Source organism: Lelliottia sp. 7254-16 (genome assembly GCF_002922995.1).
GTDB lineage: Bacteria > Pseudomonadota > Gammaproteobacteria > Enterobacterales > Enterobacteriaceae > Enterobacter > Enterobacter jeotgali.
The window spans coordinates 89,228-113,802 of sequence record NZ_PQVS01000017.1; the positions used below are offsets into that span (position 1 = coordinate 89,228).

19 protein-coding genes and 1 riboswitch are annotated in these 24,575 nt (G+C 55.1%); of the genes, 13 read left to right on the plus strand and 6 right to left on the minus strand.

Features of this window, described 5'->3' with window-relative positions; all coding sequences use genetic code 11:
• Positions 1 to 3: 3 nt before the first annotated feature.
• Complete coding sequence (gene ptsP / locus C3708_RS19375; RefSeq protein WP_103950015.1) at positions 4 to 2,505, minus strand: phosphoenolpyruvate--protein phosphotransferase; 2,502 nt, start codon at positions 2,503 to 2,505, stop codon at positions 4 to 6.
• Between the two features lie 315 nt (positions 2,506 to 2,820).
• Here ptsP and C3708_RS19380 point away from each other — a divergent pair, with 315 nt between their 5' ends.
• Genes C3708_RS19380 through C3708_RS19400 form a run of 5 tightly spaced genes read left to right on the plus strand, consistent with a single transcriptional unit; the run spans position 2,821 to position 7,780 of the window.
• Positions 2,821 to 3,900, plus strand: a complete 1,080-nt coding sequence (locus tag C3708_RS19380; protein ID WP_103950016.1) for a PTS fructose transporter subunit EIIC — start codon at positions 2,821 to 2,823, stop codon at positions 3,898 to 3,900.
• 14 nt (positions 3,901 to 3,914) lie between these two features.
• Positions 3,915 to 4,235: a PTS fructose-like transporter subunit IIB gene (locus C3708_RS19385; protein ID WP_023326311.1), complete on the plus strand. Its 321-nt coding sequence runs from the start codon at positions 3,915 to 3,917 to the stop codon at positions 4,233 to 4,235.
• Positions 4,236 to 4,286: 51 nt separating this feature from the next.
• On the plus strand, positions 4,287 to 6,581 hold the full coding sequence (locus tag C3708_RS19390) for a formate C-acetyltransferase (protein WP_103950017.1): 2,295 nt from the start codon (positions 4,287 to 4,289) through the stop codon (positions 6,579 to 6,581).
• A complete protein-coding gene (locus C3708_RS19395; RefSeq protein WP_103950018.1) occupies positions 6,547 to 7,422 on the plus strand; it encodes a [formate-C-acetyltransferase]-activating enzyme in 876 nt (291 codons plus the stop codon). The genes C3708_RS19390 and C3708_RS19395 overlap by 35 nt, the downstream gene beginning before the upstream one ends.
• Before the next feature lies 1 nt (position 7,423).
• Positions 7,424 to 7,780 carry a PTS fructose-like transporter subunit IIB gene (locus C3708_RS19400; protein ID WP_103950019.1) on the plus strand — a complete coding sequence of 119 codons (357 nt, stop codon included), beginning with the start codon at positions 7,424 to 7,426 and terminating at the stop codon, positions 7,778 to 7,780.
• On the opposite strand, the gene C3708_RS19405 is transcribed toward C3708_RS19400, so the two are convergent.
• The 3 genes from C3708_RS19405 to argE form a co-directional block, all read right to left on the minus strand.
• Positions 7,767 to 8,615, minus strand: a complete 849-nt coding sequence (locus tag C3708_RS19405; protein ID WP_103950020.1) for an AraC family transcriptional regulator — start codon at positions 8,613 to 8,615, stop codon at positions 7,767 to 7,769. The genes C3708_RS19400 and C3708_RS19405 overlap by 14 nt on opposite strands.
• A 94-nt stretch (positions 8,616 to 8,709) precedes the next feature.
• Positions 8,710 to 11,361 carry a phosphoenolpyruvate carboxylase gene (gene ppc, locus C3708_RS19410; protein ID WP_095283932.1) on the minus strand — a complete coding sequence of 884 codons (2,652 nt, stop codon included), beginning with the start codon at positions 11,359 to 11,361 and terminating at the stop codon, positions 8,710 to 8,712.
• A 271-nt stretch (positions 11,362 to 11,632) separates the two neighbouring features.
• Positions 11,633 to 12,784, minus strand: a complete 1,152-nt coding sequence (argE, locus tag C3708_RS19415; RefSeq protein ID WP_103950021.1) for an acetylornithine deacetylase — start codon at positions 12,782 to 12,784, stop codon at positions 11,633 to 11,635.
• Between the two features lie 88 nt (positions 12,785 to 12,872).
• Here argE and argC point away from each other — a divergent pair, with 88 nt between their 5' ends.
• The 4 genes from argC (at position 12,873) to oxyR (ending at position 17,359) form a co-directional block, all read left to right on the plus strand.
• Entirely contained in the window at positions 12,873 to 13,877 is a 1,005-nt protein-coding gene (argC, locus tag C3708_RS19420) for an N-acetyl-gamma-glutamyl-phosphate reductase (RefSeq protein ID WP_103950022.1), read from the plus strand.
• A 6-nt stretch (positions 13,878 to 13,883) separates the two neighbouring features.
• Complete coding sequence (gene argB, locus C3708_RS19425) at positions 13,884 to 14,660, plus strand: acetylglutamate kinase (RefSeq protein ID WP_095283929.1); 777 nt, start codon at positions 13,884 to 13,886, stop codon at positions 14,658 to 14,660.
• A gap of 104 nt (positions 14,661 to 14,764) precedes the next feature.
• Positions 14,765 to 16,138, plus strand: a complete 1,374-nt coding sequence (gene argH, locus C3708_RS19430; protein ID WP_095283928.1) for an argininosuccinate lyase — start codon at positions 14,765 to 14,767, stop codon at positions 16,136 to 16,138.
• A gap of 303 nt (positions 16,139 to 16,441) precedes the next feature.
• Positions 16,442 to 17,359: a DNA-binding transcriptional regulator OxyR gene (gene oxyR, locus C3708_RS19435; protein WP_095283927.1), complete on the plus strand. Its 918-nt coding sequence runs from the start codon at positions 16,442 to 16,444 to the stop codon at positions 17,357 to 17,359.
• Here the strand turns inward: oxyR and sthA are convergent.
• On the minus strand, positions 17,342 to 18,742 hold the full coding sequence (sthA, locus tag C3708_RS19440) for a Si-specific NAD(P)(+) transhydrogenase (protein ID WP_095283926.1): 1,401 nt from the start codon (positions 18,740 to 18,742) through the stop codon (positions 17,342 to 17,344). The genes oxyR and sthA overlap by 18 nt on opposite strands.
• Positions 18,743 to 18,938: 196 nt before the next feature.
• On the opposite strand from sthA, the gene fabR reads away from it, so the two are divergent.
• Positions 18,939 to 19,583, plus strand: a complete 645-nt coding sequence (fabR, locus tag C3708_RS19445) for an HTH-type transcriptional repressor FabR (RefSeq protein ID WP_123429959.1) — start codon at positions 18,939 to 18,941, stop codon at positions 19,581 to 19,583.
• Between the two features lie 3 nt (positions 19,584 to 19,586).
• The gene (locus tag C3708_RS19450; RefSeq protein ID WP_095283924.1) at positions 19,587 to 19,946 is read left to right on the plus strand and encodes a YijD family membrane protein; all 360 of its coding nucleotides are present in this window, start codon (positions 19,587 to 19,589) and stop codon (positions 19,944 to 19,946) included.
• A 109-nt stretch (positions 19,947 to 20,055) separates the two neighbouring features.
• On the opposite strand, the gene trmA is transcribed toward C3708_RS19450, so the two are convergent.
• Positions 20,056 to 21,156: a tRNA (uridine(54)-C5)-methyltransferase TrmA gene (gene trmA / locus C3708_RS19455; protein WP_103950023.1), complete on the minus strand. Its 1,101-nt coding sequence runs from the start codon at positions 21,154 to 21,156 to the stop codon at positions 20,056 to 20,058.
• Between the two features lie 104 nt (positions 21,157 to 21,260).
• Positions 21,261 to 21,438, plus strand: a riboswitch (cobalamin riboswitch).
• 65 nt (positions 21,439 to 21,503) lie between these two features.
• Here trmA and btuB point away from each other — a divergent pair.
• Both btuB and murI read left to right on the plus strand, forming a co-directional pair.
• Positions 21,504 to 23,348, plus strand: a complete 1,845-nt coding sequence (gene btuB / locus C3708_RS19460) for a TonB-dependent vitamin B12 receptor BtuB (protein ID WP_095283922.1) — start codon at positions 21,504 to 21,506, stop codon at positions 23,346 to 23,348.
• Entirely contained in the window at positions 23,293 to 24,144 is an 852-nt protein-coding gene (gene murI / locus C3708_RS19465) for a glutamate racemase (RefSeq protein ID WP_095283921.1), read from the plus strand. Before btuB ends, murI begins: the two co-directional genes overlap by 56 nt.
• Positions 24,145 to 24,575 lie beyond the last annotated feature (431 nt).

Sequence of the window (24,575 nt, forward strand, 5' to 3'; positions counted from 1 at the left end):
TGTTTACAGTTCTAATTCACGTTGCAGCAGGGCCGCGATGGCCTCTTCGGAGCTGGCGTTCACCAGCGCGTTGCGGAAATCTGCGTGCATGATGCGCCGCGCCAGACGCGAGAAAATACGCATGTGCTGATCGCCCGCCGCGTGTTTATTGAGGGTCAGCATGATGATGAATTGTGCCTCTTCATCGCCCCACTGCACGGGGGCTTTAAGGCGCGCGACGCTGATGGTGGATTGTTCAATGTGTTCGGATTTGCTGTGTGGAATGGCAAAACTGAAACCCAGACCGGTCGAGAACACGGCTTCACGCGCCCACAAATCGGCTTCCAGTTTGCGTGGATAACGGCAGCGTCCGGCGAGCAGCAGCTTATCGGTCATGCCTTTCATGACCTCTTCCTTGCTGGCCCAGTCGTTATCCAGAGAAATGCAGTGCGGCGTCACCAGCGGCGTATCCTGATGATTCATGCGGAACTGGGCGAGCAGATGCTCCACTTCCAGCGAGGTGCGACACACCATTGCCTGATTGAGCAACTGGCGGCACGCGCGGCTGTCCAGCTGTGCCAGGCGCGCTTTGGTCGCGGGAATCGACGGTGATCCCATGCTGAGTTCATCCAGCCCCAGCCCGACCAGCAGCGGCAGCACCGACCCTTTTGCCCCCAGCTCACCGCAAAGACCAATCCATTTTCCCTGGCGATGCACGGCCTGCACGGCGAAATCGAGCGCCCGCAGGAACGCCGGATTCAGGCTGTTGTAATGACGCGTCACTTTGGCGTTATCCCGATCGACCGCCAGCAGATATTGCGTCAGGTCATTACTGCCGATGCTAAAGAAATCAATCTCTTCACAACACTGGTCGATGATGAACATCACCGACGGCACTTCGAGCATGATGCCGAGCGGGATCTTCTCTTCGAACGGAATATGCTCGGCACGCAGTTGTTGTTTGGCTTCGGCGAGTTTTTCTTTCACCCATAGGATCTCTTCCATCGAGGAGATCATCGGGATCATGATCTTGAGACTGCCGTGGGCAGAGGCGCGGAGGATCGCCCTGAGCTGAGTGGTGAACAGCGCGGCGTACTCTTCGTAAATTCGCACCGCGCGATAGCCGAGGAACGGGTTGTTCTCTGCCGGAATGTTGAGGTATTCAACAGGTTTGTCACCGCCAATATCCATAGTGCGCACGATGATGCTGCGCCCGTTCGCACTCTCCAGGGCCTGACAAAAAATGTTGTACAGTTCGTTTTCACAGGGGGCGCTGGCGCGGTCCATGTACAGCATTTCGGTGCGGAACAGGCCAACCCCCTCGGCCCCGTTGCCAAATGCGGCCTGCGCTTCAGCTGAATGGGCAATGTTGGCTGCAATTTCAATGCGTAGACCGTCTGCGGTTCTCGCTTCGCGATTGAGCCAGACGCTCTGCTGTTCGCGCAGCATCTGCTGTACGTCGCGTTCCTGCTGGTAATAACGCTCAACGGCGATGCTGGCATTCACCACCACCACACCGGCGTTCCCGTCTATAAATACCGGCTGGTCGCGCCACGAAAGCAGGCTGTCGCTGTCGACGCCGACCAGCGTTGGGATGTTAAAGGAACGCGCCAGAATCACAGTGTGTGAAGTGGTTCCGCCGCTTTTCAGCAGCAGACCTTTCAACAGCGTTTTATCCAGCTCAAGGAACTGGCCTGGCGTGAGGTCGTCGGCAAGACAAACGGACGGCTGCGTGAGTTGGCCCGGAGCCGGAAAGCGCTCCTCGCTGTAGATTTGCTGTAACAGCTGATAGCAAACATCGCGCACGTCGAGCACACGCTCCTGTAAATAGCTGCTGCTGGAGCGCGAAAACTCGGCGCAGAAATGATTTGCCGTGGCGATGACCGCTTGCGCGCAACTCAATCCCTGGTTGACGCCCGCCAGCAGATGTTGGCGCAGAGAGGTGTCTGTCGCCAGCGAGCGGTGGGCTTCCAGAATCGCATTCGCGGTGCTGTCGCTATCCAGCGCGCGCAGCCCAATGTTTTTTACCAGCAGCGTCAGGCCCTGATCCAGCGCAGACTGTTCCTCTTCTCTGCACCGGACATCAGGAAGAGAGGTGAGCGCGTTGAGATCGAGTGAAGTGAGTAACGTCAGTACGCCGCGATCGCTCCCGCTGCACACGGGCAAAGCGCGAAACAGTGTTGGATTCAGGCGAGTCAGGGATTCCGGCAGTGGGTCGAGATCGGTGCTGATGGCAGCGGCCAGCGGCGCATCACAGTGGGGGAATTCCACTTTTAGCCACTGTGCCAGACGTTCAAAGGCGCTTTGCTCATCTTCGCCCGTGATAATCAACCGGCAGGAGTCACCTGTTAGCGTATCGGTACCAATCAGGGCCAGCGCACTTTTAGCATCACCTGTGCGGTCAGTGCGCAGGTTATGCCACTCAATTTTCGATGAAAATGTATTGCACAGCGTTTCAACGCAACTTGCCGGGCGGGCATGTACGCCATTAGGTAACTCACAGATAAATTCCACTACCAGAGACATACGCTCACTCCTGAAATCCAAAACCATCATTAGTGGAAAGCATACGAGCGTGACGGTGAAGCGCGCCATGTGACAAAACTGCCAAAAGCTGGACAAATGTAATGTCTGGTGAAAAGTGAGATTTAACTCACAGGTTGTCTGTTTTTGCTCATTGCTAAGCGGGGCGTAAATTTCGAGGCGGATCGCATTTTTCTTTCTACATTACAAAAATCCAGCAAATGGCCTTTTTGTCCACTGTCAGGCCGCTTCCCGATTGCCTATTGTTTGCCACAACATCTCTATGGATAAGGGCGAGCATAAGCTCAGGAGCGACACATGAAAGAGTTGGTGCATATTCTCAAGAACACGCGGCAGCATCTGATGACGGGGGTGTCGCACATGATCCCCTTCGTCGTCGCAGGCGGTATTTTGCTGGCTATTTCGGTCATGCTCTACGGCAAAGGGGCTGTCCCGGACGCTGCCACCGATCCTAATCTGAAAAAATTGTTCGATCTCGGCGTGGCAGGTTTAACGCTGATGGTGCCTTTTCTGGCGGCCTATATCGGTTACTCCATTGCTGAACGTGCGGCGCTTGCGCCCTGCGCTATCGCGGCCTGGGTCGGTAACAGCTTCGGCGCAGGCTTCTTCGGCGCGATCATCGCCGGGATACTCGGCGGTATTGTTGTCTTCTATCTGAAAAAACTGCCGGTGCCGAAAGTGCTGCGCTCGGTGATGCCAATTTTCATTATTCCTATCATCGGCACCTTAATCACTGCAGGCATCATGATGTGGGGACTCGGCGAACCGGTCGGCGCGCTCACCAGCGGTTTAACACACTGGCTGCAGGGCATGCAGCAGGGAAGCATCGTGGTCCTCGCCGTGATCATGGGGCTGATGCTGGCCTTCGACATGGGCGGCCCTATCAACAAAGTGGCCTACGCCTTTATGCTGATTTGCGTGGCGCAGGGGGTTTATACGGTGGTCGCCATCGCGGCGGTCGGAATCTGTGTTCCACCGTTAGGTCTCGGGCTGGCGACGCTGATAAACCGCAAGAATTTCAATGCCGAAGAGCGTGAAGCGGGTAAAGCGGCGCTGGTGATGGGCTGCGTTGGCGTGACGGAAGGGGCGATTCCCTTTGCCGCCGCCGATCCGCTGCGCGTGATTCCCTCCATCATGCTTGGCTCCGCCTGTGGCGCAGTCACCGCCGCCGTGTTTGGCGCGCAGTGCTATGCAGGATGGGGCGGCCTGATTGTTTTGCCGGTAGTGGAAGGCAAACTCGGGTATATCGCCGCCGTCGCCGTGGGTGCGGTAGTCACTGCGGTCAGCGTCAACGTGCTCAAAAGTATGGCGCGTAAGAACACGAAGCAGGTCGAGGAAAAAGAAGACGACCTGGATCTGGATTTTGAAATTAACTGAGTGAGGAAGAAAACATGGCCCGAATTATTGCTGTCACCGCCTGTCCGTCTGGTGTTGCCCACACCTACATGGCCGCCGAAGCGCTGGAAAGTGCCGCCAAAGCCAAAGGTTGGGAAGTCAAAGTTGAAACTCAGGGCTCTATCGGCCTGGAAAACGAACTGACCGCCGAAGACGTTGCGGCAGCGGATATGGTCATCCTGACCAAAGACATCGGCATTAAGTTTGAAGAGCGTTTCGCCGGGAAAACCATCGTGCGCGTCAACATCAGCGATGCGGTGAAACGCGCAGACGCCATCATGAACAAAATTGATGCCCACCTGGCGCAAACCGCCTGACATCCTCCCACCCTTCGGGGTGGGCTTGTTTTCAGCTACAGGAGTTCCCTCATGACGAATCGTATTCAGCGCCTGAAAGACGCCTTGTTCGCCAGCCCACGTGAAATATCTCTTGAACGTGCGCTGCTCTATACCGAATGCCATCAGCAGACGGAAGGCGAACCGGTCATTTTGCGCCGGGCGAAAGCGACGGCGTATATTCTCGACCACGTCGAGATAGCGATTCGTGATGACGAACTGATTGCCGGTAACCGTACGGTGAAGCCGCGTGCCGGGATTATGTCGCCTGAAATGGACCCGTACTGGCTGCTGAAAGAGCTGGAGCAGTTCGCCACCCGACCGCAGGATCGCTTTAATATCAGTGAAGAGGACAAACGCCTCTACCGCGATGTGCTTTATCCGTACTGGGAAAAACGGTCGATGAAGGACTTCATCAACAGCCAGATGACGGGTGAAGTGAAAGCGGCGGTGAGCACGCAGATTTTCAGCGTTAACCAGACGGACAAAGGCCAGGGACACATCATCATTGATTACCCGCGCCTGCTCAATAACGGGCTGGGGGCGCTGGTGGCAGAAATGGACGAACACTGTCAGCGCGAGCCGCAGAATCATTTCTATCAGGCCGCGCTGCTCCTGCTTGAAGCCTCTCAGCGCCATATTCTGCGCTACGCAGCGCTGGCGGAGGCGATAGCGGAACGCAGTGACGAACCGCGTCGCCAGGAATTGCTGACCATCGCCGCAAATTCGCGCCACAACGCGCGGTATAAGCCGCAAACTTTCTGGCAGGCCTGTCAGCTGTTCTGGTACATGAACGTCATTTTGCAGTATGAATCCAACGCCAGCTCGCTCTCTATTGGGCGCTTCGACCAGTATATGCTGCCGTTTTATCAGGCCTCTCTGACTCAGGGCGAAGACCCTGCGTTCCTCAAAGAACTATTAGAATCCCTGTGGGTAAAATGCAACGATATCGTGCTGCTGCGCTCGACCAGCAGCGCCCGCTATTTTGCTGGTTTCCCGACCGGTTACACCGCGCTGTTAGGTGGCCTGACGGAGAATGGTCGCAGCGCGGTTAACGTGCTCTCATTTCTGTGTCTCGATGCGTATCAGAGCATCCAGCTTCCCCAGCCGAACCTCGGCGTGCGGGTGAATGAGTTTATCGACAGACCCTTCCTGCTCAAGACGGCAGAAACCATCCGTCTGGGCACCGGTATTCCGCAGATTTTCAATGACGAAGTGGTGGTGCCTACGTTCCTGAACCGCGGCGTGTCGCTGGAAGACGCGCGCGATTACGCGGTGGTCGGCTGCGTGGAACTCTCCATTCCGGGCAAAACCTACGGACTGCACGATATCGCCATGTTTAACCTGCTGAAAGTGATGGAAATCGCTATGCAGGAGAACGAAGGCAATGCTGATCTCAGTTATGACGGGCTGCTCGAACATATCCGCCATAAAATTAACCACTACATTGCGTTGATGGTGGAGGGCAGCAATATCTGCGACATCGGCCATCGCGACTGGGCGCCGGTTCCGCTGCTCTCTTCGTTTATCAGCGATTGTCTCGTTAATGGCAAAGACATCACGGAGGGCGGAGCGCGGTATAACTTCTCCGGCGTTCAGGGCATTGGTATCGCCAATCTGAGTGACTCACTTCATGCGCTGAAAGGGTTGGTGTTTGAACAGCAGCGCTTAAGTTTTGATGAACTGCTGACGGTACTAAAGGCAAACTTCGCTACGCCGGAGGGCGAAAAGATTCGTGCAAGGCTGATCAATCGCTTTGAAAAGTATGGCAATGATATCGATGAAGTCGACAATATCAGCGCTGAACTCCTGCGTCATTACTGCAAAGAGGTCGAGAAATATCGAAACCCGCGCGGGGGGCAATTCACGCCGGGGTCGTATACCGTCTCAGCGCACGTGCCGCTTGGCGCGGTCGTTGGAGCCACGCCAGATGGACGCTTTGCCGGTGAACAGCTGGCCGACGGTGGGCTATCGCCGATGCTCGGTCAGGACATGCAGGGCCCGACGGCAGTGCTGAAATCTGTGAGTAAGCTGGATAACTATCTGCTCTCGAATGGCACCTTGCTGAACGTGAAATTCACACCGGCGACGCTAGAAGGGGATGCAGGATTACAAAAACTGGCCGATTTCCTGCGCGCTTTTACTCAGCTCAAGCTCCAGCATGTGCAGTTCAACGTGGTGAATGCGGATACGCTTCGCGAAGCGCAGCAGCGCCCGCAAGATTTCGCCGGGCTGGTGGTCCGCGTCGCCGGGTACAGCGCCTTCTTTGTCGAGCTGTCGAAGGAGATTCAAGATGACATTATCCGCCGCACCGCGCATCAGCTGTGAAGTGATCGAAACCCGCGCCGATGTGGCGCGGATTTTCAACATCCAGCGTTACTCCCTGAACGATGGGCGGGGCATACGTACTGTCGTGTTTTTCAAAGGCTGCCCCCACTCCTGCCCGTGGTGTGCGAACCCGGAATCCATCTCGCCAAAGATTGAAACCGTGCGCAGAGAGAGTAAATGCCTGCACTGTGCGCCCTGTCTGCGGGATGTCGGGGAGTGTCCTTCCGGTGCGTTTGAGCACATTGGGCGTGATGTGACGTTGGATGAACTCGAACGCGAGGTGATGAAAGACGAGGTCTTCTTTCGCTCATCCGGCGGGGGTGTGACGCTCTCCGGTGGTGAAGTTCTTATGCAGGCCCCGTTTGCCACTGCGCTTTTGCAGCGACTGCGTCGATGGGGGATTCACACCGCCATTGAAACTGCAGGCGATGCGCCGATTTCCCGCCTGTTACCCCTCGCAAAGCAGTGCGATGAAGTGCTGTTCGATCTAAAAATCATGGATGCAGACCAGGCGAAAACGGTGGTGAAGATGAATTTACCACGGGCGCTGGATAACCTGCTGCGTCTGGCGGAAGAGGGTATCAGCGTGATCCCACGCGTGCCGCTCATCCCCGGTTTTACGCTGAGCGAAGCGAATATGAATCGCGTGCTGGCATTTCTGATACCCTCAGGAATACGGCAGTTGCATTTGCTGCCCTTTCATCAGTACGGGGAACCGAAATACCGGCTGCTCGGACACGAATGGACGATGAGTCAGGTGGCTGTACCCACGGAAGAGGAGATCGCCACAATGCAACAGATGGCCGAACGGGCAGGATTTTTGGTTACCCTTGGAGGTTAACATGACAGCGAACGCAGGGCACCGTATCGCCGCCGTCACCGCCTGTGTCAGCGGTGTCGCTCATACCTACATGGCTGCCGAACGGCTGGAAAAGCTCTGTTCACAGGAAAAATGGAGCGTTCGGATTGAAACTCAGGGCGCTCTGGGCATTGAGTGCGAACTGACTGACGAAGACATTCGTCAAGCGGAGGTCGTTCTGCTGATTACCGATATAGAGCTGTCTGGAATGGAACGCTTCGAACAGTGTCGCTATGTGAAGTGCGGTATCAACGCGTTCCTGCGCGATCCGCAAAAAGTGATGAGCGCAGCGCGTAAAATGCTTTCAGCTCCACAGCATACCCATCTTATTCTGGATTAACTGTCTTGCCGGTGAGCTGGCTGTGATACTGGCGGCGATACTCCGACGGCGAACGCTCTGTATTCTTGCGAAACAGTCGGCAAAAATAGTTACTGTCTACAAACCCGCAGCTGTGCGCGATCTCTTTGACCTTCAGATCATAGCCTTTCAGTAACTGGCGCGCGTGCTCCAGCCGGGTTTGCGTCAGATACTCGTTAAACCCTACCGCGCCGGTCTTCTGGAAAAGATGCGACAGATAGTTGGGTGAGATGTAGAACGCTTTAGCGACGGATTCACGCGTGAGCGGTGAGGCGTAGTGCTCATCAATATAGTCGCGCACGGCGCCGAATAAGGCTTCGCTGCGTGATGCGGTCTGAATCTGGCTGCCGAGCAGGTCGGTACAATGGCTGAGCAGGCTTAACGTTATCAGGCGCGCGGTGTGTTGTTCCTGCGGTTGCATCTGCATTTCATGCAGCGTTTGTAACAGGAAAGAGCCAATGCGCGGGCCACGGCGTGCAACGTGCTGCTTGGCCAGATTGTGAAGGACGACGCCGTCCCATTGCACCAGGCTAAATCCAAGCTGCTGCTTGCCGAACAGAATGCTCAGGGCGGTTGCAGGCTGCTGCCATTGTGGAAAGTTCCAGCCACCCGCCGGGACGTACAGAACATCATTCGGGTGCAAAACTCCCGTTGATGTATCCTGCACTGAGCCTTCCAGCACGATCTCCAGACGCGGAAAATCGACCTGCAGTGCCAGCTCGGGTGCGAGAGAGGTGGGGTTAGCGAAATGCACCTGCCGCAGTGATGTCGGGCCATTAATCAATCCGGCCAGGATCTGACTGATATCTTGCTGCATGGTGTTTCCTTCTACGTTGACCAAAGAGAAAACCTTACCTGCAGGCATAAAAAAAGGCCACATAGGGTGTGGCCTGATGGGTATAAAACAGATATTAGCCCGTATTACGCATCCCAGCGGCGACGCCAGCGATGGTGACCATCAGCGCTTGTTCCACGCGTGGGTCCGGCTCTTTACCTGCCTCTTCCGCCTGACGGGAGCGGTGTAAAAGCTCTGCCTGCAGTACGTTCAGCGGGTCGGTGTAGATATTACGCAGCTGAATGGACTCGGCAATCCACGGCAAATCTTCCATCAGATGTGAATCGTTAGCGATGGCCAGTACGACTTTGATGTCGCCTTCCAGCAGCTCGCGCAACTCTTTGCCCAGACCCCAGAGTTCCTGTTTAACCAGGCGCTGGTCGTAGTATTCCGCCAGCCACAGGTCGGCTTTCGAGAACACCATCTCCAGCATTCCCAGACGGGTAGAGAAGAACGGCCAGTCGCGGCACATGGTTTCCAGCTCGCTTTGCTTACCGTCTTCGACCACTTTTTGCAGCGCGGCACCGGCACCCAGCCAGGCGGGCAGCATCAGGCGGTTTTGCGTCCAGGCGAAGATCCACGGAATGGCGCGCAGGGACTCGACACCGCCGGTAGGACGACGTTTCGCCGGACGTGAACCGAGCGGCAGTTTGCCCAGCTCCTGCTCAGGCGTTGCCGAGCGGAAGTACGGCACGAAGTCTTTATTTTCACGCACGTAGCCACGGTACAGGTCACAAGAGATGTCTGACAGCTCGTCCATGATATGACGCCACGCGTCTTTCGGCTCCGGTGGCGGCAGTAAGTTAGCTTCCAGAATCGCGCTGGTATAGAGCGACAGACTGCTAATGGTCACTTCCGGCAGACCGTATTTAAAGCGAATCATTTCGCCCTGCTCGGTCACGCGCAGGCCGCCTTTCAGGCTACCCGGCGGTTGGGAGAGCAGTGCCGCATGAGCCGGTGCACCGCCGCGGCCAATAGAGCCGCCGCGACCGTGGAACAGGGTCAGTTCGATACCTGCTTTTTCGCAGGTTTTGATCAGTGCATCCTGCGCCTGATACTGCGCCCAGGAGGCCGCCATCACGCCCGCGTCTTTTGCGGAATCGGAATAGCCAATCATCACCATCTGTTTGCCCTGAATAAAGCCGCGATACCAGTCGATATTCAGCAGCTGGGTCATCACGTCGTTAGCGTTATTCAGGTCGTCGAGGGTTTCAAACAGTGGGGCAACCGGCAGCGCAAAGCTGATACCCGCCTCTTTCAACAACAGATGTACGGCCAGCACGTCGGATGGGGTTTTGGCCATTGAGATCACATAGGCCGCCACCGATCCTTTCGGCGCATCAACGATCGCTTTGCAGGTGTTGAGCACTTCGCTGGTCTCTTCGCTCGGCTCCCAGCTGCGTGGCAGGAGCGGGCGCTTGGAGTTCAGCTCGCGGATCAGGAAGGCCTGTTTGTCGGCTTCTGACCAGCTTTCATAGTCGCCGATGCCGAGGTAGCGGGTCAATTCACCCAGCGCTTCGGTGTGACGGGTACTTTCCTGGCGCACATCGATACGCACCAGCGGCACGCCGAAACACTTCACGCGGCGCAGCGTGTCGAGCAGCTCGCCGTTGGCGATGATGCCCATACCGCAGGCCTGCAATGACTTATAGCAAGCGTAGAGCGGGTCCCACAGCTGTTCGTTCTGGCTCAACAGCCCCGCCGGTTTTGGCAGGCGCTGGCCTTTCAGGCGCGCTTCCAGCCAGGCTTGTGTCGCCAGCAGCTGACTGCGCAGATTTTTCATCAGATAGCGGTACGGCTCGCTGGCACCCTCTTCGCCGACCAGTTCCAGCAGTTCTGGCGTAGCATCGACCATCGACAGTTCAGAAATCAGGATCTGAATATCTTTCAGGAACAGGTCGGTGGCTTTCCAGCGGCTCAGGAGCAGGACGTGGCGGGTGATTTCAGCGGTGACGTTCGGGTTACCGTCGCGGTCGCCGCCCATCCAGGAGGTGAAACGGACCGGGACAAAATCTACTGGCAGGCGATAACCCAGGTTCTCTTCGAGCTGTTCATTTAGCTCGCGCAGGTAGTTCGGCACGCCTTCCCACAGGCTGTTTTCCACGACTGCAAAGCCCCATTTGGCTTCATCAACCGGGCTTGGGCGATATTTACGGATTTCATCCGTGTGCCAGGACTGTGCAATCAACTGGCGGAGACGACGCATCAGCTGATTACGCTCGTAATCCGCGATGTCTTTGTTGTCCAGTTGTTTCAGGCAGTTGTTCACTTCCACCATTTTGTGGATCAACGTGCGGCGGGTGATCTCGGTCGGGTGCGCAGTCAGCACCAGTTCCAGCGAGAGGGATTCCACCGCTTTTTTGATGGTGTCTTCATTGAGATCGGGCTGGTCTTTGAGTTTTCTGAGCGTGCGGGCAATCACTTCCGGGTTGCTGGCAGCTTCGCCGTTTGGCGAAATGCTGTGATATTGCTCAGCGGTGTTAGCCAGGTTCAGGAACTGGCTAAACGCGCGTGCGACGGGCAGCAGCTCGTCGTTGGACAGGTTCTGCAAAGTGGTGAGCAGCTCCTGGCGGTTCGCTTCATTTCCTGCACGGGAGGATTTGGACAGCTTACGGATAGTTTCAACGCGGTCGAGGATGTTCTCTCCCAGCGCGTCCTTGATGGTATCTCCCAGCACTTTGCCGAGCATACTGACATTACTACGCAACGCGGAATATTGTTCGTTCATATAAACCCAGACACCCCATCATTTTCGTTTATGCCCATTCAGAAATCTTTTGGACATTTATTTGTCATCTCCCTTTATAAAGCCACGTAAAACCCCTGTCGTCAATTGCTGCGAAAACGGTTCAGCAAACGAATAAATGTGGGTAATTTACGAAATTTAATTCGCTTCGCGTCAGATAAGCGATGCTTATGAGAATGTGATGGGGATCATGCGTTTTGGTGCCCTCACGCTAACCCTCTCCCACGGGGAGAGGGAATAAAAGCGGGGGGAGTTAATGCCAGCAGAAATGGTGCACAACCTGGGTAATTAACTCGCGCGTCGGCTTAATAAAGCGGGTTTCCAGATATTCATCCGGCTGGTGCGCCTGATTGATCGAGCCAGGGCCGAGTACCAGCGTTGGACACAGGGTCTGAATAAACGGTGCTTCGGTGCAGTAGTTCACCACGTCGGTTTGCGCACCGAGCAGTTTTTCCACCACCTGCACCAGCTGGTGATCCGGCGGGCATTCGTAGCCTGGAATCGGTGGATGCAGCTCGGACACGGTCAAACGGCCAGGCCAGCGCTCGCTGACGGGGGCCAGCGCTTCTGTCAGCAGACCGTCCAGATCGCTCAGGGTCATTCCCGGCAGGGGGCGGATATCCATATGCAGTTCGCAGCAGGCACAGATGCGGTTGGAGGCATCACCGCCGTGCAGGCTGCCGAGGTTCAGCGTCGGATAAGGCACGGTAAACGAATCGTGGTGATAACGCTCTTTCAGCGAATCGCGCAACAGCATGATGCGGCCAATCGCATCGTGCATCAGTTCGATGGCGTTCACGCCACGGGCCGGATCGCTGGAGTGACCGGACTGACCCATCACGCGCACCGCCGTTGAGATGTGACCTTTATGCGCGCGAATCGGTTGCAGAGACGTTGGCTCACCGATAATGGCGCAATCCGGGCGCAGGGCGGTGTTTTCAGAAAAATAGCGCGCCCCCGCCATGCTGGTCTCTTCATCGGCGGTCGCCAGAATATAGAGCGGCTTTTTCAGGGTTTTCACGTCCACGTCACGTAGCGCATCCAGAATAAAGGCGAAGAAGCCTTTCATGTCCGCCGTGCCCAGACCGTAGAGCTTGTTGTCGTGCTCGGTCAGGGTGAAAGGATCGCGCGTCCAGCGGCCATCATCAAAGGGAACGGTATCCGTGTGCCCGGCAAGCAGCAGGCCGCCTGCACCTTCTCCGGTACTGGCCAGCAGGTTGTATTTATTGCGAGTGCCTGGAACGGGTTGAACTTCCACCTTAAACCCGAGTTCACTAAACCAGCCAGCCAGTAAATTGATTAAAGACTCATTGCTCTGGTCGAGCGATTCTTCGGTCGCACTGATGGATGGCGTGGCAATCAGGGCGCGGTAAATCTCGATAAAGGGTGGTAAATTCATTTTCATTGTTGACATACCTTAGGTCGTGATAGTATCAATATTCATGCACTAAATGTGAATAAAAATACACTAACGTTGATCGTAAAGGAACCCGATGTTGAATACGCTGATTGTGGGCGCTAGCGGTTATGCGGGCGCAGAGCTTGTAAGCTACGTGAATCGCCATCCTCATATGACCATAACCGCTTTGACCGTATCAGCGCAAAGCAATGATGCGGGAAAATTAATTTCCGATTTGCATCCGCAGCTTAAGGGAATCGTCGATCTCCCGTTGCAGCCGATGTCCGATATCAGCGAGTTTACTGAAGGCGTGGACGTGGTGTTTTTGGCCACGGCACACGAAGTCAGTCATGACCTCGCGCCGCAGTTCCTTGCAGCCGGTTGCGTGGTATTTGACCTCTCCGGCGCGTTCCGCGTCAACGACAGTGCTTTTTATGAAAAATATTACGGCTTCACTCACCAGCACCCGGATCTGCTTAAAAAAGCGGTTTATGGCCTGGCGGAGTGGAGTGCGGATAGGCTGAAAGAAGCGAATTTGATTGCCGTGCCAGGGTGCTACCCGACGGCGGCGCAGCTTTCTCTTAAGCCGCTGATCGACGCGGGCCTGCTGGATCTCAATCAGTGGCCGGTGATCAACGCCACCAGTGGCGTCAGCGGTGCCGGACGTAAAGCCGCGATTTCCAATAGTTTCTGCGAAGTGAGCTTGCAGCCGTATGGCGTGTTCAACCACCGTCATCACCCAGAAATCACCACCCATCTGGGCGCGGAGGTGATTTTCACCCCGCATCTGGGCAACTTCCCACGCGGGATTCTGGAAACTATTACCTGCCGCCTGAAACCGGGTGTGAGCAAAGAACAGGTGCATGACGTCTTTACTCAGGCGTACGCCGACAAACCGCTGGTGCGTCTTTATGACAAAGGCGTTCCGGCGTTGAAAAACGTCGTCGGTCTGCCGTTCTGCGATATCGGCTTTGCCGTTCAGGGCGAGCACCTGATCGTGGTTGCTGCGGAAGATAATCTTCTTAAAGGCGCAGCCGCTCAGGCGGTGCAGTGCGCCAATATTCGTTTTGGCTTCGCTGAAACGCAGTCTCTTATTTAAGGTGTGATGATGAATCCATTAATTATCAAACTCGGTGGTGTTCTGCTGGACAGCGAAGAAGCGCTGGAGCGTCTGTTTACTGCCCTGGTGAACTATCGTGAATCACACCAACGTCCGCTGGTGATTGTGCATGGCGGCGGCTGCGTGGTGGATGAGCTGATGAAAGGCCTGAATCTGCCGGTGAAGAAGAAAAATGGCCTGCGTGTGACGCCTGCCGATCAGATTGACATCATTACCGGTGCGCTGGCGGGAACGGCGAACAAAACGCTGCTGGCGTGGGCGAAGAAACATCACATCGCATCTGTGGGCCTGTATCTGGGTGACGGTGACAGCGTAAATGTGACTCAGCTCGACGAAGAACTGGGCCACGTTGGACTGGCGCAACCGGGTTCACCTAAGCTGATTAACACCCTGCTGGAAGGTGGTTTCCTGCCGGTTGTCAGCTCTATCGGGGTGACCGAAGAGGGACAGCTGATGAACGTGAACGCCGACCAGGCGGCCACGGCACTGGCGGCGACGCTGGGCGCGGATCTGATTCTGCTCTCTGATGTGAGTGGGATTCTGGATGGAAAAGGCCAGCGCATTGCCGAGATGACGGCGGCGAAAGCCGAGCAGCTGATCGATCAGGGCATTATTACCGACGGCATGATTGTGAAAGTGAACGCTGCGCTGGATGCCGCGCGCACGCTGGGCCGTCCGGTGGATATCGCCTCGTGGCGTCACGCAGAGCAACTCCCGGCGCTGTTTAACGGCACGCCGATTGGCACGCGTATTCTGGCTTAATATTCAGTGCCGGATGGCGTTTCGCTTATCCGGGCTACCTGAGTTTGTAGGCCCGGTAAGCGAAGCGCCACCGGGCAAAAATTACATTATCAAGGAAAATTGTTATGGCACTTTGGGGTGGGCGTTTTACACAGGCAGCGGATCAGCGGTTCAAACAGTTCAACGACTCTTTGCGCTTCGACTACCGCCTGGCCGAACAGGATATCGTCGGCTCTGTGGCCTGGTCTAAAGCGCTGGTCACCGTTGGCGTACTGACGGCGGACGAACAATTGCAGCTTGAAGAGGCGCTGAATAATCTGCTGGAAGAGGTTCGTCTGAACCCGCAGCAGATCCTCGAAAGCGATGCCGAAGATATTCACAGCTGGGTGGAAGGCAAACTGATCGACAAAGTTGGCCAGTTGGGCAAAAAGCTGCATACCGGGCGTAGCCGTAATGACCAGGTCGCAACGGATCTGAAGCTGTGGTGTAAAGACACCGTCGTTGAATTGCTGTCGGCCAATCGCCAGTTGCAGAGTGCGCTGGTGGAAACCGCGCACAGTAATCAGGACGCCGTGATGCCGGGTTACACCCACCTGCAGCGCGCGCAACCGGTAACTTTTGCGCACTGGTGTCTGGCGTATGTTGAGATGCTGGCGCGTGATGAAAGCCGTTTGCAGGATACCCTGAAGCGTCTGGACGTGAGTCCGCTCGGCAGCGGTGCGCTGGCCGGAACCGCCTATGAAATCGACCGTGAACAGCTGGCCGGCTGGCTGGGCTTTGCTTCTGCCACCCGTAACAGCCTGGACAGCGTTTCCGATCGTGATCACGTGCTGGAGCTGCTGTCGAACGCCTCTATTGGCATGGTGCACCTCTCGCGCTTTGCCGAAGATCTGATTTTCTTCAACTCCGGTGAAGCCGGGTTTGTTGAGCTGTCCGACCGTGTAACATCCGGTTCTTCCCTGATGCCACAGAAGAAAAACCCGGATGCGCTGGAGCTGATTCGCGGTAAATGTGGTCGCGTGCAGGGCGCGCTGACCGGCATGATGATGACTCTGAAAGGCCTGCCTTTGGCTTACAACAAAGACATGCAGGAAGATAAAGAAGGGCTGTTCGACGCCCTCGATACCTGGCTTGACTGCCTGCACATGGGCGCGCTGGTGCTGGACGGCATTCAGGTGAAACGTCCGCGTTGCCAGGAAGCGGCGCAGCAGGGATATGCCAACTCCACCGAGTTAGCGGATTATCTGGTTGCCAAAGGTGTGCCGTTCCGTGAAGCGCACCATATCGTGGGCGAAGCGGTGGTGGAGGCGATTCGTCAGGGCAAACCGCTGGAAGACCTTACGCTGGCTGACTTGCAGAAATTCAGCGCGGTGATTGGCGACGATGTGTATCCGATTTTGTCGCTGCAATCTTGTCTGGATAAGCGTGCGGCGAAAGGTGGCGTGTCGCCTAAGCAGGTAGCGCAGGCGATTGCGGATGCGAAAGATCGGTTGATTTAATGACGTGCGGGCTGATGCCCTCACCCCGACCCTCTCCCACCGGAGAGGGACAAAAACCAGGCTCGGCTTTTGCCGGGCTTTTTTTACGCAAAAAAAATGCGGACACGGGGTCCGCAAAAGTTCACGTTGGCTTTAGTTGTTCGAGTTTTGAGAGAAACTCGTATGACGCTGCGGCGCTTCAAGGGTCAAACAGTCACCGCCTCGTCTATGTGGTGTATTATTCAACAGAATGCTTGATAGGGATAATCGTTCGTTGCTATGCTATCTATCGCCATGAACTATCGTGGCGACGGAGGATGAATAATGAATATTCGTGATCTTGAATACCTGGTAGCGTTAGCTGAGCATCGTCATTTTCGCCGCGCGGCAGATTCCTGCCACGTCAGCCAGCCCACGCTGAGCGGTCAAATCCGCAAGCTTGAGGATGAGCTGGGCGTGATGCTGTTGGAGCGCACCAGTCGTAAAGTGCTGTTCACCCAGGCCGGTTTGCTGCTGGTGGATCAGGCGCGCACCGTGCTGCGCGAGGTCAAAGTGCTCAAGGAAATGGCAAGCCAGCAGGGGGAAGCCATGTCCGGCCCGCTGCATATTGGCCTGATCCCAACCGTTGGCCCGTACCTGCTGCCGCAAATTATTCCGATGTTGCACCAGACCTTCCCGAAACTCGAAATGTATCTGCACGAAGCCCAGACCCATCAACTGCTGGCGCAGCTGGATAGCGGTAAGCTCGACTGTGCCATTCTGGCGCTGGTCAAAGAAAGCGAAGCCTTTATCGAAGTGCCGCTGTTTGATGAGCCGATGATGCTGGCGATCTATGAGGATCACCCGTGGGCGAATCGCGATCGTGTGCCGATGTCCGATCTGGCGGGCGAAAAGCTGTTGATGCTGGAAGACGGCCACTGCCTGCGCGATCAGGCGATGGGCTTCTGCTTTGAAGCGGGTGCGGATGAAGATACCCATTTCCGCGCAACCAGCCTGGAAACGCTGCGCAATATGGTCGCGGCGGGAAGTGGTATTACGCTGCTGCCTGCGCTGGCCGTACCGCGCGAGCGTAAACGTGATGGTGTGGTCTATCTGCCGTGCATCAAGCCTGAACCGCGTCGTACCATAGGTCTGGTTTATCGTCCAGGATCACCGCTGCGCAGCCGCTATGAGCAGCTGGCAGAGGCCATCCGTAGTTCGATGGATGGCCACTTTGATGGTGCGTTAAAACAAGCGGTTTAAGCCGTTCAGCGCCGCTACCCGATAGGCTTCAGCCATCGTCGGGTAGTTGAAGGTGGTGTTAACGAAGTACTCGATCGTGTTACCGCCACCTTTTTGCTCCATGATTGCCTGACCGATATGAATGATTTCCGCCGCGCGTTCACCGAAACAGTGAATACCGAGGATCTCTTTGGTCTCGCGATGGAACAAAATCTTCAGCGTTCCCACGCTCATTCCCACGATTTGCGCCCGCGCCAGATGCTTAAACTGCGCACGACCCACCTCGTAAGGCACCTTCATTGACGTCAACTGCTGTTCGGTTTTGCCGACCGAGCTGATCTCCGGAATGGTGTAAATCCCGGTCGGAATATCTTCGATCAGATGGGCGGTGGCTTCGCCTTTGACCAGTGCCTGTGCGGCAATGCGGCCCTGATCGTAAGCGGCAGATGCCAGGCTCGGATAACCAATCACGTCACCCACAGCATAGATATGCGGCAGGGCGGTCTGGTACATGCTGTTGACCTTCAACTGACCACGGCTGTCGGTCGCCAGACCGATATTTTCCAGCGCCAGCGAATCGGTGTTACCCGTACGGCCATTGGCATACAGCAGGCAGTCGGCTTTGAGTTTTTTGCCGGATTTCAGGTGCATGATCACGCCGTCATCGCAGCCTTCGATTTTCTCGTACTCTTCGTTGTGGCGAATGACCACGCCGCTGTTCCAGAAGTGGTAGGAGAGCGAGTCAGACATCTCTTGATCGAGAAACGCCAGCAGACGGTCGCGGGTGTTGATCAGATCCACTTTCACGTCCATTCCACGGAAGATGGACGCATATTCGCAGCCAATCACCCCTGCACCGTAGATCAGCACGTGGCGCGGTTCGTGGTGCAGGCTCAGGATCGAGTCGCTGTCGTACACGCGCGGATGGGAAAAATCGACGTCGGTCGGATGGTACGGACGTGAGCCACAGGCGATGACAAATTTCTCGGCGGTGATCGTTTCGACGGAACCGTCCTGGCATTTAAGTGCCAGCGTATGTTCGTCAACAAAGTGCGCGTCACCTTGCAATATTTCGCAGTGGTTGCGTTCGTAGAACCCCTGGCGCATCCGCGTTTGCTGATTAATGACGTTATCAGCATGGTTAAGGATGTCGGCAAAGGAAGAACGAAGAAGTCGGGAATGGTCGCTGTAAAGAGGGTTCTGGTTAAATTCAATAATGCGGCTAACGGCGTGGCGGAGGGCTTTGGACGGGATGGTACCCCAGTGGGTGCAACCGCCGCCAACATTATGGTAGCGCTCAATGACCGCTACTCTGGCTCCCTGTTTCACCAGCCCCATAGCAGCGCCTTCGCCGCCGGGGCCGGAACCAATAACTATTGCGTCGTAATCGTAGGTGTGTGACATGGCAAGGCTTACCTGTTCTTATACATAAAAGCAACAGAATAGTAACATCATTAGCGGGATAACCCAATTATCGTTGTGCTCTTTTCGGGCTGTGGAGCACAAACCTCGCGTAAACAATCATTCACAAAGCGATGCAAACAGATTAATTTTATTCTCTGGTATAGTGCCTGAAGGCCTTTGGAAGGATTCAACTATTGTGATGGGCGTAAGAGCACAACAAAAAGAGAAAACCCGGCGTTCGCTGGTGGAAGCGGCATTCAGTCAACTGAGTGCTGAGCGAAGTTTTGCCAGTTTGAGCCTGCGCGAAGTTGCGCGAGAGGCCGGAATTGCGCCAACGTCCTTCTATCGTCATTTTCGTGATGTGGATGAACTGGGTCTGACCATGGTGGATGAGAGCGGCCTGATGCTGCGCCAGCTCATGCGCCAGGCGCGTCAGCGTATCGCTAAAGGCGGTAGCGTGATCCGCACGTCCGTATCGACTTTTATGGAATTTATCGGCAACAACCCTAACGCCTTTCGCCTGTTACTGCGCGAACGGTCGGGGACATCGGCCGCGTTTCGTGCCGCCGTGGCGCGCGAAATTCAGCATTTTATTGCGGAACTTGCCGACTATCTCGAAATCGAAAACCATATGCCGCGAGCCTTCACGGAAGCGCAGGCCGAGGCGATGGTGACCATTGTTTTCAGTGCGGGTGCCGAAGCACTGGATGTAGGCGTTGAGCAACGCAAACAACTCGAAGAGCGACTGGTATTGCAGCTGCGGATGATTTCCAAAGGGGCGTATTACTGGTACCGCCGGGAACAAGAAAAGTCGGCGCATCACATCGACGAAGGTGAGTGAGTCATGAAACAGTCAGGGCAGGATAAGGGTACGTTGTTGCTGGCATTGATCGCTGGCTTGTCTATCAACGGAACGTTTGCAGCGGTGTTTAGCTCGATTGTGCCGTTTTCAATCTTTCCGATTATTGCGCTGGTGCTGACGGTTTACTGTCTGCATCAGCGCTATCAGAATCGCACCATGCCGGTCGGTTTACCGGGCCTGGCTGCCGCGTTCTTTATTCTGGGTGTTCTGCTGTATAGCACTGTGGTGCGTGCAGAGTATCCGGATATCGGCTCTAACTTCCTGCCGGCGGTGCTGTCCGTAGCGCTGGTGTTCTGGATTGGCATCAAGATGCGTAACCGTAAGCATCAGATCCAGGAATAACGGGTTTTGTGGTTTTTTGGGTTTTGTAGGGCAGGTAAGCGTAGCGCCACCTGCCAAAAAATGCCGGATGGCGCTTCGCTTATCCGGCCTACGACCCTATGAAAGTTGGTTACTTCGCCGTTAACAGCACGCCGCACTCCATGTGGTGCGTATACGGGAACTGATCGAACAGAGCCAGACGTTCAACGTTGTGTGTCTGGCTTAATGTTTCCAGATTCTTGCACAAGGTTTCCGGATTGCAGGAGATGTACAGAATCCGCGGATACGCCTGCACCATCTTCTCGGTTTCGCTGTCCAGCCCACTGCGCGGCGGATCGACGAAAATCGTCTCACACTGATAGCTCTTCAGATCGATTCCCTGCAACCGGTTGAATTCACGCACGCCGTTCATCGCCTGAGTAAACTCTTCTGCCGCCATACGGATAATCTGCACGTTCTCGATGTGGTTTGCTGCAATGTTGTATTGCGCCGCAGCCACGGACGGTTTCGCGATTTCGGTAGCCAGAACGCGCTCAAAGTTGCGCGCCAGAGCCAGCGAGAAGTTGCCGTTTCCGCAGTACAGTTCGAGCAAATCTCCCGTTGAACCTTCGGTGGCGCTCAGCGCCCACTCCAGCATCTGCACGTTCATCGCCGCGTTCGGCTGGGTGAAGCTGTTCTCGACCTGGCGATAAATCATCTCTTTACCGGCCACCGGCAGACGTTCATCAACATAGTCCTGATCGAGCATGATTTTGGTTTTGGTCGCCCGGCCAATCAGATGCACATTAATGTTCTGCGCCCGCAGCGCGTCGCGTAGTGCCTCCGCTTCCTGGCGCCATTCGTCGTTCAGGGTTTTGTGATACAGCAGGGAGACGATCGCCTGGTTGCTTTGGGTGGTCAGGTAATCAATCTGGAACAGTTTGTGGCGCAAAATCGGGTTTTCACGCACACCGTCGATCATCAGCGTCATCAATTGGTTAATTAATTCACTCGCCGCCGGGAAACTGTTTACGCGGATGCGCGACTTGGTCTGCTGATCAAAAATGATGTGGTACAGGTCGTCGCCATCGTGCCAGATGCGGAATTCGGCACGCATGCGATAGTGGCTGACCGGCGAGCGGAACACCTCGGGAACGGGCGCCGCGAAAGGCGTCATCATACTTTGCAGGCGGACCACTTTCTCTGCCAGCTGCGCGTCGTACTGTTCTGTCGGGAGGTGTTCTGGGGTCATGATGCATCCTGAGTGGTAAACAATTTCGCGGGGATTGTAAGCACTGTACAGGGGATGTCCAGATTTAATCATGCATAGCTGTCTGGACATCCATACGTTTCTAATTGTAGCATTCTGTTTCCGGTCTCCTTTAAGTGAAAAGGGAATCCAGTTTAAATCTGGAGCTGACGCGCAGCGGTAAAGACTGGCGGGATGAATGTTGTAGACACTGCTTTCGAGTGGGAAGTCTTCATCCGCACACGCCACCAAGCCCGAAGACCTGCCGGTATTACGTCGCATTTGGTTTCATCATCGCGTGCTATAGATGACGCCTGCGGCATCCTTCTTATATTGTGGATGCTTTAACAATGATTAAAAAAGTATCGCTGATGACGGCGCTTTCCGTCACGGCATTTTCGGGCTGGGCGCAGGAAAGCGCTGACTCGTTGGTGGTGACAGCAAACCGTTTTGAGCAACCGGCAAATACCGTTCTGGCGCCAACGTCTGTTGTAACGCGTGAAGATATCGAGCGCTGGCAGGCAAAAAGCGTCGTTGAAGTTATGCAGCGTTTACCGGGTGTAGATATCGCCCAAAGCGGTGGCATGGGGGCTAACGCTTCTACTTTTATACGCGGAACGGAATCACGCCACGTTCTGGTGCTGATTGACGGTATCCCGCTGAACAACGCCGGGATCAGTAACGTTGCCGATCTCAGCCAAATCCCGACCTCTCTCATCCAGCGTATTGAATACATTCGTGGCCCTCGTTCGGCGCTGTATGGTTCCGATGCAATTGGCGGCGTGATCAACATTATTACCGGGCGAGATCAGCCTGGCGGTGAGATCACTGCGGGCGTAGGGTCGAAGGGCTACCAGTCCTACGACGGTTCATTCCAGCAGGTATTCGATAAAACCAAAGTCACTCTGGCGGGTAACTATACCTATACCCGTGGTTTTGATATCGATGCGCAAGACGCACCGCGTCAGCCGGATCGCGATGGTTTTATGAGTAAGTCTCTGTACGGCTCCGTGGAGCAGCAGATCACTGACAGCGTGAGCGGTTTCTTCCGTGGCTTTGGCTATGACAACCGTACCGCCTATGACGGCTATGATAGCTATGACGATAACTTCAACATGACCGGTACGCCGGACACCCGTCAGCTGTATAGCCAGAACTGGGACACCGGGCTGCGCTATAACCAGGGCATTTATCAGTCTCAGCTGGTGGCGGGTTATGGTCGCAGCAAAGATCTGAACTACGATCCGAGCAAAGGGCGCTATGCGGCATCCTCCAGCATGGATGATGTGAAACAGTACACCACGCAGTGGATGAATACCTTCACCGTTGGCCACGGCAATATCGGTGCAGGTCTGGACTGGCAGAAACAGAAAACCGAAGCGGGGACGGCTAGCCTGAAAAATGGCTTTGAACAGCGCAACACTGGCGTGTTCCTCTCCGCGATGCAGCAATTTGATAGCGTCACGCTTGAAGCGGCTGCGCGTAACGACGATAACTCTAACTTTGGCAATCACAGCACCTGGCAAACCAGCGCCGCGTGGGAATTTGTCGAAGGCTATCGCATTATCGGATCTTACGGCACTGCGTATAAAGCACCAACCATGAGCCAGATCCATAGTGAGAAGTATGGCAACCCAGACTTGAAGCCTGAAGAGAGCAAGCAGTGGGAAGGCGGCTTTGAAGGTCTGACGGGGCCAGTGAGCTGGCGTGTGAGTGCGTATCGCAACGATGTCGACAATCTGGTGGGCTACGATCCAAACAACCGCCCTTATAACGTCAACAAGGCCCGAATTGAGGGTATTGAAGCGACGGCGCAGTTTGATACTGGTCCTGTCGGCCATCAAATCTCTTACGATTATGTTGATCCGCGCAATGCGAAAACCAACGAAGTGCTGAAGCGCCGCTCCAAACAGCAGGTGAAATACCAGCTGGATACGCAGGTGTGGGATTTCGACTGGAATCTTGCCTATCGTTATCTGGGGACGCGTTACGATGATGACTTCAGCTCTTTCCCGTCTCGTGAAGTGAAAATGGGCGGTGTAAGTTTGTGGGATGTCGCAGTTTCATATCCTGTCACCTCACACCTGACAGTTCGTGGTAAAATAGCCAACCTGTTCGATAAAGATTACGAGACAGTTTATGGCTACCAAACTGCAGGACGGGAATACACCTTGTCTGGCAGCTACACCTTCTGATCCACGTCCCACCGTGCTGGTGTTTGACTCCGGCGTCGGTGGGCTTTCGGTCTATGATGAGATTCGGCATCTTCTGCCGGATCTTCATTACATCTATGCCTTCGATAATGTGGCTTTTCCTTATGGGGAAAAGAGCGAAGACTTTATCGTTGAGCGCGTCGTGGAAATCGTCACCGCCGTACAACAGCGTTACCCTTTAGCGCTGGCCGTGATTGCTTGTAATACCGCAAGCACCGTTTCCCTTCCTGCATTACGCGAAAAATTCCCGTTCCCGGTTGTAGGCGTCGTTCCTGCGATTAAACCAGCGGCCCGTCTGACGGCCAATGGCGTTGTCGGCTTGTTGGCCACGCGCGGAACGGTAAAGCGTCCTTATACGCGTGAGCTAATCGACCGTTTCGCCAATGAATGCCAGATAGCCATGCTCGGCTCTGCTGAACTGGTGCAAATGGCGGAAGCGAAGCTGCACGGTAAGCCGGTGTCGCTGGAAGAGTTACGTCGCATTTTGCGACCGTGGCTGCGAATGGCTGAACCGCCGGATACGGTTGTACTGGGTTGCACGCATTTCCCTCTATTACAGGAAGAGCTGCTTGAGGTATTACCGGAGGGGACACGTCTGGTCGATTCTGGCGCCGCGATTGCCCGACGTACAGCCTGGTTACTTGAGCACGAAGCGCCGGATGCCAAATCCAGCGATGAGAATATTGCTTTTTGCATGGCGCTCACGCCTGAGACTGTGCAACTTTTGCCCGTTTTACGTCGGTATGGCTTTGAAACGCTCGAAAAACTAGCGCTGTAGCACGATTTTGAGCAAAAAAAAGGCGGTTGAAAGTTTTTTTTAAAAGAGGGGTTGTCAACGTCTGAGAACTCCCTATAATGCGCCTCCACTGACACGGAACAACGGCACGCAAGCCGCCGTAGCAGCAGGGGTTCAGCGATGAACGCCGACAGAGAAAAGCGAAATTAAACGCTTGACTCTGAATGAGGAAAACGTATTATACGGGACCTCGCAACGGTGAGCGAAAGCCGCGTTGCACTGCTCTTTAACAATTTATCAGACAATCTGTGTGGGCACTCAAAGTGACATGGATTCTAAACGTCGAAAGACGCTAAATGAATACCAAAGTCTCTGAGTGAACATACGTAATTCATTACGAAGTTTAATTCACGAGCATCAAACTTAAATTGAAGAGTTTGATCATGGCTCAGATTGAACGCTGGCGGCAGGCC

Excerpts from the sequence above, each read along its gene's own strand:
- ptsP (WP_103950015.1), bottom strand. The coding sequence starts at position 2,505 with ATGTCTCTGGTAGTGGAATTTATCTGTGAGTTACCTAATGGCGTACAT.
- C3708_RS19380 (WP_103950016.1), top strand. The coding sequence starts at position 2,821 with ATGAAAGAGTTGGTGCATATTCTCAAGAACACGCGGCAGCATCTGATG.
- C3708_RS19385 (WP_023326311.1), top strand. The coding sequence starts at position 3,915 with ATGGCCCGAATTATTGCTGTCACCGCCTGTCCGTCTGGTGTTGCCCAC.
- C3708_RS19390 (WP_103950017.1), top strand. The coding sequence starts at position 4,287 with ATGACGAATCGTATTCAGCGCCTGAAAGACGCCTTGTTCGCCAGCCCA.
- C3708_RS19395 (WP_103950018.1), top strand. The coding sequence starts at position 6,547 with ATGACATTATCCGCCGCACCGCGCATCAGCTGTGAAGTGATCGAAACC.
- C3708_RS19400 (WP_103950019.1), top strand. The coding sequence starts at position 7,424 with ATGACAGCGAACGCAGGGCACCGTATCGCCGCCGTCACCGCCTGTGTC.
- C3708_RS19405 (WP_103950020.1), bottom strand. The coding sequence starts at position 8,615 with ATGCAGCAAGATATCAGTCAGATCCTGGCCGGATTGATTAATGGCCCG.
- ppc (WP_095283932.1), bottom strand. The coding sequence starts at position 11,361 with ATGAACGAACAATATTCCGCGTTGCGTAGTAATGTCAGTATGCTCGGC.
- argE (WP_103950021.1), bottom strand. The coding sequence starts at position 12,784 with ATGAAAATGAATTTACCACCCTTTATCGAGATTTACCGCGCCCTGATT.
- argC (WP_103950022.1), top strand. The coding sequence starts at position 12,873 with ATGTTGAATACGCTGATTGTGGGCGCTAGCGGTTATGCGGGCGCAGAG.
- argB (WP_095283929.1), top strand. The coding sequence starts at position 13,884 with ATGATGAATCCATTAATTATCAAACTCGGTGGTGTTCTGCTGGACAGC.
- argH (WP_095283928.1), top strand. The coding sequence starts at position 14,765 with ATGGCACTTTGGGGTGGGCGTTTTACACAGGCAGCGGATCAGCGGTTC.
- oxyR (WP_095283927.1), top strand. The coding sequence starts at position 16,442 with ATGAATATTCGTGATCTTGAATACCTGGTAGCGTTAGCTGAGCATCGT.
- sthA (WP_095283926.1), bottom strand. The coding sequence starts at position 18,742 with ATGTCACACACCTACGATTACGACGCAATAGTTATTGGTTCCGGCCCC.
- C3708_RS19450 (WP_095283924.1), top strand. The coding sequence starts at position 19,587 with ATGAAACAGTCAGGGCAGGATAAGGGTACGTTGTTGCTGGCATTGATC.
- trmA (WP_103950023.1), bottom strand. The coding sequence starts at position 21,156 with ATGACCCCAGAACACCTCCCGACAGAACAGTACGACGCGCAGCTGGCA.
- btuB (WP_095283922.1), top strand. The coding sequence starts at position 21,504 with ATGATTAAAAAAGTATCGCTGATGACGGCGCTTTCCGTCACGGCATTT.
- murI (WP_095283921.1), top strand. The coding sequence starts at position 23,293 with ATGGCTACCAAACTGCAGGACGGGAATACACCTTGTCTGGCAGCTACA.